The sequence below is a fragment of the Nocardia sp. NPDC004722 genome (assembly GCF_053601505.1).
Map to the genome: position 1 here is coordinate 1 of NZ_JBSGBY010000338.1, position 9,134 is coordinate 9,134.

Sequence of the window (9,134 nt, forward strand, 5' to 3'; positions counted from 1 at the left end):
GGTGCGGTCGGCATCATGGACGAAGATATTGCGGGGCGTGCTTGGTGAGCAGCATGGCCACCGCCTGCCGGACCGGGGCGCTGTAGGCGACGGCGTGCGGCAGATGCTTGCCGATCTCCACCAGCGGGACCAGCGACAAGAACTTCAAGCCGATCCGCAGCTGCTCGGTCGACGGCGTTTGCCAGCCACCGGCCGGAGCGATCGCCGTCAGGGTGCGGGCGCGTCCCCGGCGCGCCAGCTCGAAGCCCACCCAGCCGCCGAGCGAATTGCCCGCGATATGGCAGGTGCGCCAACCCATCTCGTCGAGCTGGTCCTCGACGCGGTCGGCAAGGGCACTGATATCGAGATACCAGCCGTCGAAATCGGGCCCGCCCCAATGTCCGGCGAAGGCCGGAGCGAACACTTCGCAATGGCCGCTCATCCGTTGCGCCACCTGCTCCCAGCAATGCGGGGACATCATGAACCCGTGTAACAGGAGCAGTGGTTCCCCGGAGCCGGTGTGGAGTGCGCGCAGGGGCGCGGGCGGGGTGGAGGGCTTGGCGGTGCCTGACGTCATCGTCGTCACCCCTTCCTGGACCTCGATGTCCGTGAAGAGAGTCGGTAAGCCGCATTGTACGGTCGTGAAGTGGCGAAAATCATCAGTACGTGCAACGTCAATGGGGTGCGTGCCGCGTCGGGCAAGGGACTGCTCGAATGGCTGGCCGCTACCGAGGCCGATATCGTCTGCCTGCAGGAGACTCGGGCGACCGATGAGCAAACGCGTAGCGCGCTAGCGCCCGCCCTCGATGCGGGATGGTTCCTGAGCCATGCCGAGCCGGGGCTCAAGGGCCGCGCGGGCGTGGCCATCCTGTCCCGCAAGCAGCCCGACGCCGTGCGCGTCGGGGTCGGCCTGCTCGTCGACGAAACCTGGTCTCCCGTCGAGGAATTCGCCACCCTGGGCCGCTACGTCGAGGCCGACTTCGACGACCTGACCATCGCCAGCGTCTACGTCCACACCGGCGAGGCCGACACCCCGATGCAGGACGAGAAGTACCGCTTCCTCGACGCCATCGGCGCGCGCATGCTCGCGCACCCGGGCGAGTTCGTGATCATGGGCGACTGGAATATCGGCCACACCGAACTCGACATCAAGAACTGGAAGGGCAACGTCAAGAACGCGGGCTTCCTGCCGCAGGAACGCGCCTGGGTGTCGTCCATGCTGGCCGCGGGCTACCGCGACGTCGTGCGCGACCTGAATCCGGGTGTGCCCGGACCGTACTCGTGGCACTCCTACCGCGGCCGCGCCTTCGACAACGACGCCGGATGGCGCATCGACTACCAGTTGGCGCGCGGTGACATCGCCGGTCGCGCCAAGCAGGCCGTGGTCGAGAAGGCCGCCACCTACGCCGAGCGCTGGTCCGATCACGCGCCGGTGACGGTGCAGTACCGATGACCCTCTCCAAGAAGACGCGCGCCTGGCTCACGCTGGGCGTCGCGGTACTCCTGCTGCTGGTCGCGTTCGTGGCCAACAAGGCGAGCGAACACAAGGACGGCAACAGCGCCAAAGCCGTTGCCACCTCGACGGTCCGGATCACGGCGAAGCCGGGCGCGCCCGGCATCGTGGACCAATCGGTCGCGCCGACGAAGGTGGCCGGGGTGCCCGACCGCGCCTACAAGACCCTGGTCGAGATCGACGCCGGACGCTGGCCCGGCTCGGCCAACTCGCCCGGCACACACGGCGGCGACACCTGGAACAACCGTGACGGCAGCCTGCCGCGCAAGGATTCGTCGGGCAAGGCCATCAACTATCAAGAATGGGATGTGAATCCCAAGCAGCCGGGCCAGGGCCGCGACGCCGAACGCATCATCACCGGCAGCGACGGCTCGGCCTACTACACGGGCGACCACTACAAAACCTTCACGAGGATGCGCTGATGACCCAGCCGATGCCGCTGTCGCAGTTCCTCTCCACCGCTACCGATGTCGCCGCGCGCAAGACTCCGGCCCCCGTGCTCGGCGTGCTGCCGATCGGGGCGGCCGAATTCTCCGGCGTCCGCTACCGGATTCCGGACGGGTACGTCTCGCGTGAGCTGCGCGGCCGCAAGATGCGCACGGTGGCCGAGGTTTTCGACGAGTTCGCGGCGGCGTTCCAGTTCCCCTACTACTTCGGGGAGAACAAGGACGCCTTCGACGAATGCCTGCGGGATCTCGACGAATTCGTCGGGGACGCACAGGGATACGTGGTCGTGGTGCGGAACGCGGCGCTCATGCTGGATCAGCAGCCGGGGGAGCGGGGCTGGTTCGGTGAGGCCATGGCGGACGCCGCGGCGGCTTGGGCGACCGATGGTGTGGCCTTCCGGGTGGTGCTGCAGGACGCGCCGCCGCCCGGATTGCCGGTAATACCGCTAGTTTTGGACCCGGAATCCCGGAATTCTTGATTCACCGGAGTTTCCACTCCCGTTCACCTGCGGTCGAACAAACAGGTCATAACCGCTGCAATGGTCTCGCTATGTGATCGCGGCCTGACGCGATCCGGATCGACCCTGGAGGTTCCATGTCCGCCTCGGCTCGTCGTCGCTTCGGTAAACGAAGCCGCGCTGCCGCCGCGTTCACCGCGCTCGTCGCGCTGAGCGCCACCGCGTGTTCGTCCTCGTCCGACAAGGCGAGCGCCGACACCGACACCGCGACCCCGATCAAGCACGTGGTGGTGATCTTCCAGGAGAACGTCTCCTTCGACCACTACTTCGGCACGTACCCGAACGCGGCCAACACCGACGGCACCAAGTTCACCGCGCTGCCGAACACGCCGAGCGTGAACGGCCTGACGCCGGACCTGCTGACCAAGAACCCGAACAAGGCGCAGCCCGTGCGCCTCGGCGGCCCGGCGCAGCAGATCACCTGCGACCAGGACCACGAGTACAAGGACGAGCAGCTCGCCCTCAACGGCGGCAAGATGGACCAGTTCGTCGAGCACACCAACGTGTCCGAAGGCTCGTCCTGCAAGGCGCCGACCTACGGTCCGCAGGGCCTGGTCATGGACTACTACGACGGCAATTCGGTGACGGCGCTGTGGAATTACGCGCAGCACTACGCCATGAGCGACAACTCGTGGACCTCCACCTTCGGCCCGTCCACGGTCGGCGCGCTGAACCTGGTCGCGGGCCAGACCCACGGCGTCACCAAGATGGAGCCGCCCAAGCCGGGCCAGCCCTTCCCGGTCGACACCGTGCTGGAGAACGCCGGCAACGGCCAGGGCACCGTGGTCGGCGACCCGCAGCCCTACGGCGACGACTGCTCCAGCCGCGACACCGTGCAGATGACCGGCACCAATGTCGGTGACCTGCTCAACAAGAAGAACATCACCTGGGGCTTCTTCCAGGGCGGCTTCAAGCCCACCGACACCAAGGACGGCAAGGCCGTCTGCGGCGGCGTCCACAATGTCGGTGTGGCCCTGGGCGGCACCGGCAAGACCGGCGACAAGGCGTGGGACACCAAGGGCGACTACATCCCCCACCACGAGCCGTTCCAGTACTACGCCTCGACCGCGAACCCGCACCACCTGCCGCCGACCTCGGTCGACAAGATCGGCCAGACCGATCAGGCCAACCACCAGTACGACCTGAGCGACTTCTGGGCCGCCGCCGACAAGGGCAACCTGCCCGCCGTCAGCTACCTGAAGGCCCCGGGCTACCAGGACGGGCACGCCGCCTACTCCGACCCGCTGGACGAGCAGCAGTTCCTGGTGGAGTCCATCAACCACCTGCAGAAACTGCCGGAGTGGAAGGACACCGCGGTCGTCATCGCCTACGACGACTCCGACGGCTGGTACGACCACCAGGCCCCGAAGCTGGTCATGAACTCCGCCTCCGAGCAGGACGGCTACACCGCCGCCGGCACCTGCGGTGACGCCAAGGCGAATCCGGCCAAGTACCAGGGTCGTTGCGGTTTCGGCCAGCGCGTGCCGCTGCTGGTCATCTCGCCCTACTCGAAGGCCAACTTCGTCGACCACGGCGTGACCGACCAGGCCTCGGTGCTGAAGTTCATCGAGGACAACTGGAAGCTCGGCCGCATCGGCGACGACTCCTTCGACGACAAGGCGGGCACCCTCGACGCCCTGTTCGACTTCAAGGCCGCCGCCCAGCCCGCGCTGGCGCTCGACCCGAAGACCGGCGCCACCAGCTAGTCGCAGTCGCGTTGACCGCCCGGCCTTTTCGAAAAGGCCGGGCGGTTTCGTATTTGAGCGAGGCCGCTTACCCCTATAGTCGGCGACAGTGTGTCCAGTGAGTGGGGTAGGCGTTGATCGATCGTCGAAAAGTGTTGCGGGGCGGGGCGATTCTGATCGCGGCGGGCGTCGCGGGATGCGCCACGGCACGCTCCGCGGTGGAGACCGCGGCGGCGGGAACCGTCGCCTGGAAATACCCGGTGGACGGTCGCGTACAGGGCCTGCGGTCCGGATCCGGCGGGGTGGTGGTCGAGTCCGAATCGGGACTCGCGGGTCTGGACGCCAGGAGCGGTCGGGAATTGTGGCGCGCCGCGATCGACACACCCGGCATCGCCCGTGCGGCCTGCTTCTGGAATGACGCGCTCGTCGTGTGCGAGACGGGACCCGACGGCGTGAACCGCGCCGTGGCACTGGATCTGGCCACCGGCGAACGGAAATGGACCTTCGACGCACCCGACGGCGCCGCGCTCGCCGGGGCGTTCGGGACCCGGGACGGGGCGCTCTACCTGATCGCCACCGGCAACGGCGGACGCGAAGCGTGGGCCGTCGACCTGCGCGCCAAGAGCGTGCGGTGGCGGGTGCCGTGCGCGACCGAGGAGCTCGTGGTGCCCGTCGGCGGAACGCTCCTCTACAGCGAGAAGCCCGGCAGCGGCAGCGATCTCGCCGCCCTTGACCAGGCCACGGGCGCGACCGTCTGGTCTCGTGCGGCCGACTCCGGAATCGCTGCCACCACCCTCGGATCCGGCCTGGTCGACGGAGCCGTCCTGGCCACCGACGGCGTGCACACGGTCTCCGGCCTGGACCCGAAAACCGGTGCGGCCCTGTGGACCACACCCACCCTGGCCTACCCGGTCGACATACTCCTCGGCGGCGGCGACGCCTACTACCTGTGCGACGGCGACAAACTGCACGCCATGCGTCCCGGCACGGACGCCGCCGCGCTGTGGACCCTGACCATCCCAGACCTCGGCGGCAAACCAGGCGTGTACGCCGCCGACGGCACCTGCTACCTCCTGGCCGGTCGAACCCTGCGCGCCATCGAGGCCCACACCAGCAAAGTCCGCTGGATGCAATCGATCCCGGACAAGCCCGGCTCCGAAGTCCCCTTCGCCGTCGGCGACACCCACTGCTACGTCGAATCCACCGAGGGCGGCATCGCGGCGCTGGCGCGGTGACTCAGCGCCGGATCTGCCGTGCCAGATCCTCGCCCAGTAGGACGAAGACGTCGGTGGTGGCGGTGATGAGTTCGGCGCGGGTCATGGGGAGGTCGCCTTCGAGCCAGGCGCTCAGGGTTTGGACCAGGCCGCCGACGAGGTAGGTGGCGCGGAAGCCGATGACGGGGTTGGGGTCGGCGTCGGTGAGGCCGTAGAAGTCGATGCCTTCGGCGGCAACGAGATTCGCGAAGGCCTTGATGGTGTGGGTGGTGCGGGTGCGCAATTCGGGGGTCGAGGTGCTGACCAGGAGGGCGACGCGGGCCTTGCGGGGGTCGTCGGTGAGGACGGCGATGCCCGCGGTGATGGCGGCGTGCGCCTTGGCGCGGGGGTCGTCGGGGGCGGTGTGCACGCCGGCCAGCAGGGCGGCGGCGAGTTCCTCGGCGATGGCGTCGAACAGGGCCGAGAGCACGGCGTCGCGGCCGTCGAAGTTCTCGTAGTAGTAGCGCTCGTTGAGGCCCGCGCCCGAGCAGAGAGCGGAGACGGTGAGCTTGTCGATGCCCTGGGTGCCGAGGATGTCGAGGGCGGCGTCGAGCAGGGCGCTGCGGCGCTGGGTGCGGCGCTCGTCGGCGGAGATGCCGCCGTAGGTCCGTTGGCCGGTCACGAACCGATTCTGGCACGGACGCGATTCTGGCAGTAGACCTTGCCAGAATCGGTTATCTGGGGGACTCTGTTTCCAGATGCGGTGGTTCGCATCACACACCAGGGAGGCAACGATGCCTGCACGTGCGGCTCAGAGTGGTTATTTCTCCGACGATTCCATGATCAGGCGCGTGATGCGCAAGCGCGCGGTCGGTCTCACCTACGGCCAGCGCGCCCTGGTGATCGGCGCGGTGCATCCGCTGCTCTACGTCGGAACCGCCGAGAACACGCAGCATCGGACCACCCCGTACACCCGCCTCGCGCTCACCGGCCGCCTGTTCGAGGCCGTCTCCCTGGGCACCCGCGACGAAGCCGATCGCGCCCGGGCTTTCACCCGCAAGCGGCACGCCCCCGTCGAGGGCGCGCTGCCCGAGAGCGCCGGCGCGGCCAACCCGGCGGGCACCCACTACTCCGCCAACGACCCGCACCTGATGTTCATGACCATGGCCTTCACCTTCGACTCCGCCGAGGTCATGCACGATCTGCTGGTCCGCCGCCTGACCCCGACCGAACGCGAGGGCCTGTACCAGGACTACGTGCGCTGGGGTGAGTTGTTCGGCATGCCGCGCACCGCCGCGCCCTACACCTACCGCGAATTCCGCGACTACTTCGACGGCTACCTGGCCTCCGACGAGCCCTTCCTCACCGACGAGGCCAAACTGGTCGGCTCGTACCTGATGGGTCAGCGCGTCGCCCACCCCCTTCCGATGCCGGTGCAGCAGGCCATGTCCGGCTTCAACCTGCTCGTCCAGGGCAGCCTGCCCAAGCGCATCCGCGACATGTACGACCTGCGCTGGAGCCTGCGCGAGGAGGCCGCCTACCGCGCCCTGGCCCGCGCCATCCGCACCGCCCAGATTTCTCCGCCCCTGGTCGGCAACCCATTGACCAACCCGATGACCGGCCCCAGCTACCCCCTCTACAAGCTGGTCACGCGCCGCGAACAACAGCTGCTCGGCTCCGGCCGCACCAGCATGCCGGGGGTGGATCCGCGTAACTGGGTGGCCAGAAATACGGCCTAGCCGACATGCGAAGATCGGTTCATGTCGACCCCTGAGCCGACCGCTGAGCGTAAGCAGCGGGTACTGTCCGGAATCCAGCCCACCAGCGATTCCTTCCACCTCGGCAACTACCTCGGCGCGCTGCAGTATTGGGTGCGGCTGCAGGACGAATTCGACGCCTTCTACTTCATCCCGGACCTGCACGCCATCACGGTGCCGCAGGATCCCAAGGAGCTGCGCAAGCGCACCAAGATCTCGGCCGCGCAGCTGCTGGCCCTGGGTCTCGACCCCAAGAAGTCGACGCTGTTCGTGCAGTCGCAGGTGCCCGAGCACGCCGAGCTGGCGTGGGTGCTGAACTGCATCACCGGCTTCGGCGAGGCCGGGCGGATGACCCAGTTCAAGGACAAGTCGGTCAAGCAGGGTGCGGACAACGCGACCGTCGGCCTGTTCACCTACCCGGTGCTGATGGCCGCCGACATCCTGCTCTACCGCGCCCAGCTGGTGCCGGTCGGCGAGGATCAGCGCCAGCATCTGGAGCTGACCCGAAACCTGGCGCAGCGCTTCAACACTCGCTACAAGAAGACCTTCGTGGTGCCCGAGCCGCACATCGTCACCGGCACCGCCAAGATCTACGACCTGCAGGATCCCACCGCGAAGATGAGCAAGTCGGCCACCAGCGCCGCGGGCCTGCTCAACCTGCTCGACGATCCCAAGGTCTCGGCCAAGAAGATCCGTTCCGCGGTCACCGACACCGAGCGTGAGATCCGCTACGACCCGGAGACCAAGGCGGGCATCAGCAATCTGCTGGTCATCCTGAGCTCGCTCACCGACACCCCGATCGTCACGCTCGAACAGGATTACGCCGGTAAGGGATACGGTGACCTCAAGTCAGACACGGCGGACGCTCTCGTCGAGTTCGTGACACCGTTGCGGACGAAGGTGGAAGAATACATGTCTGACCAGGGCGAACTCGACCGCATCCTGGCTACCGGCGCGGAGCGGGCACGGGAGGTCGCCGGGAAGACTCTCGCGCAGGTGTACGACCGGGTGGGCTTCCTGGCCCGCTGATCCGGCCGTCCACCGCGCATGGTGGCGGAGGTGGGCGGTGTTCGGGAAGGTTGTCGGGAACGTCAAGGCGTGGATCGAACGGCAGATCCAGCGGCGGCCCTGGCTGGATCACGTGGTCCGGGCGGGCGGCCGCTATCAGCGCCAGCGCGGTGACTACTACGCCGCGGGCATCACGTATTTCACCGTGCTGTCGCTGTTTCCGCTGCTGATGGTGGGTTTCGCGGTGGCGGGCTTCGTGCTGTCGCGAAACCCGCAGCTGCTCACCGATATTCAGAACAAGATCGTGGAGAATATTCCGGGCTCGGCGGGCAGTCAGATCAATGACCTGATCCACCAGGCGGTGTCGTCGCGGACCGGGGTCGGCAGCATCGGTCTCGCGACCGGTCTGTACGCCGGGCTGGGGTGGATCGCCAACCTGCGCGCCGCGCTCACCGAGCAGTGGGATCAGCCCTTCAAACCACGGAACTGGTTCGTCTCCAAGGGCTCCGACCTGTTGGCGCTGGTCGGCCTGTTCGTGGCGTTCAACGTCTCCATCGGACTGTCGGTGCTGGCCTCGAGCGGGCTGATCAACACCCTGTTGAAGCGGCTGCACATCCACGAGGCGAGCTGGGTGCAGATCCTGCTCACCATCGCGTCCCTGCTGCTGGCCATCCTGGCCAACTGGGCCGTGTTCGTGTGGATCATCGCCCGCATGCCCCGGCATCCGGTCACCTTCCGCAGCGCCGCCAAGGCGGCCTTGATCGCGGCGGTGTTCTTCGAGGCGTTCAAGCAGCTCGCCTCGATCATCCTGAAATCGGTCGTCAACGGCCCGGCCGGCGTGGTGTTCGGTCCCATCATCGGTTTGATGGTCTTCAGCTACTTCACCGCGCGCATCATCCTGTTCGCCACCGCGTGGGCGGCCACCGCCTCGGAAAACGAGGTGCCCGTGGACATTCCGCCGCCCGCCCCGGCCGGATGACGGCCGGGCGACGGGACCGCGCCGGTGCTGGTGGCGACCGATATCGCCGCGCGGGG

10 protein-coding genes are annotated in these 9,134 nt (G+C 67.6%); 8 read left to right on the forward strand and 2 right to left on the reverse strand.

The genetic code is table 11. The features are described from left to right. Positions 1-13: 13 nt before the first annotated feature. Positions 14-556, reverse strand: a complete 543-nt coding sequence (locus tag ACWELQ_RS28180; protein WP_452400057.1) for an alpha/beta fold hydrolase — start codon at positions 554-556, stop codon at positions 14-16. A gap of 69 nt (positions 557-625) precedes the next feature. Here ACWELQ_RS28180 and ACWELQ_RS28185 point away from each other — a divergent pair, with 69 nt between their 5' ends. The 5 genes from ACWELQ_RS28185 to ACWELQ_RS28205 all read left to right on the forward strand — a co-directional run bounded on the left by ACWELQ_RS28185 (position 626) and on the right by ACWELQ_RS28205 (position 5,376). Continuing rightward, a complete protein-coding gene (locus ACWELQ_RS28185) occupies positions 626-1,432 on the forward strand; it encodes an exodeoxyribonuclease III (protein WP_452400058.1) in 807 nt (268 codons plus the stop codon). Then, positions 1,429-1,914 (forward strand): ribonuclease domain-containing protein, encoded by a 486-nt coding sequence (locus ACWELQ_RS28190; protein WP_452400059.1) that lies wholly within the window; start codon positions 1,429-1,431, stop codon positions 1,912-1,914. The genes ACWELQ_RS28185 and ACWELQ_RS28190 overlap by 4 nt, the downstream gene beginning before the upstream one ends. Further along, positions 1,914-2,417 carry a barstar family protein gene (locus ACWELQ_RS28195; protein WP_452400060.1) on the forward strand — a complete coding sequence of 168 codons (504 nt, stop codon included), beginning with the start codon at positions 1,914-1,916 and terminating at the stop codon, positions 2,415-2,417. Before ACWELQ_RS28190 ends, ACWELQ_RS28195 begins: the two co-directional genes overlap by 1 nt. 116 nt (positions 2,418-2,533) lie before the next feature. Further along, positions 2,534-4,162, forward strand: a complete 1,629-nt coding sequence (locus ACWELQ_RS28200) for a phospholipase C (protein ID WP_452400061.1) — start codon at positions 2,534-2,536, stop codon at positions 4,160-4,162. Positions 4,163-4,293: 131 nt separating this feature from the next. Continuing rightward, positions 4,294-5,376 carry an outer membrane protein assembly factor BamB family protein gene (locus ACWELQ_RS28205; RefSeq protein ID WP_452400062.1) on the forward strand — a complete coding sequence of 361 codons (1,083 nt, stop codon included), beginning with the start codon at positions 4,294-4,296 and terminating at the stop codon, positions 5,374-5,376. Between the two features lies 1 nt (position 5,377). Here ACWELQ_RS28205 and ACWELQ_RS28210 read toward each other — a convergent pair whose 3' ends face one another. Then, on the reverse strand, positions 5,378-6,016 hold the full coding sequence (locus ACWELQ_RS28210; RefSeq protein WP_452400063.1) for a TetR/AcrR family transcriptional regulator: 639 nt from the start codon (positions 6,014-6,016) through the stop codon (positions 5,378-5,380). A 172-nt stretch (positions 6,017-6,188) separates the two neighbouring features. Here ACWELQ_RS28210 and ACWELQ_RS28215 point away from each other — a divergent pair, with 172 nt between their 5' ends. The 3 genes from ACWELQ_RS28215 to yhjD are packed head-to-tail and all read left to right on the forward strand — an operon-like array spanning position 6,189 to position 9,078. Further along, positions 6,189-7,073 (forward strand): oxygenase MpaB family protein, encoded by an 885-nt coding sequence (locus tag ACWELQ_RS28215; protein ID WP_452400066.1) that lies wholly within the window; start codon positions 6,189-6,191, stop codon positions 7,071-7,073. Between the two features lie 21 nt (positions 7,074-7,094). Next, positions 7,095-8,120, forward strand: a complete 1,026-nt coding sequence (trpS, locus tag ACWELQ_RS28220) for a tryptophan--tRNA ligase (protein WP_452400064.1) — start codon at positions 7,095-7,097, stop codon at positions 8,118-8,120. Positions 8,121-8,157: 37 nt separating this feature from the next. Beyond that, positions 8,158-9,078, forward strand: coding sequence for an inner membrane protein YhjD (gene yhjD, locus ACWELQ_RS28225; protein ID WP_452400065.1), 921 nt, complete (start codon positions 8,158-8,160; stop codon positions 9,076-9,078). Positions 9,079-9,134 lie beyond the last annotated feature (56 nt).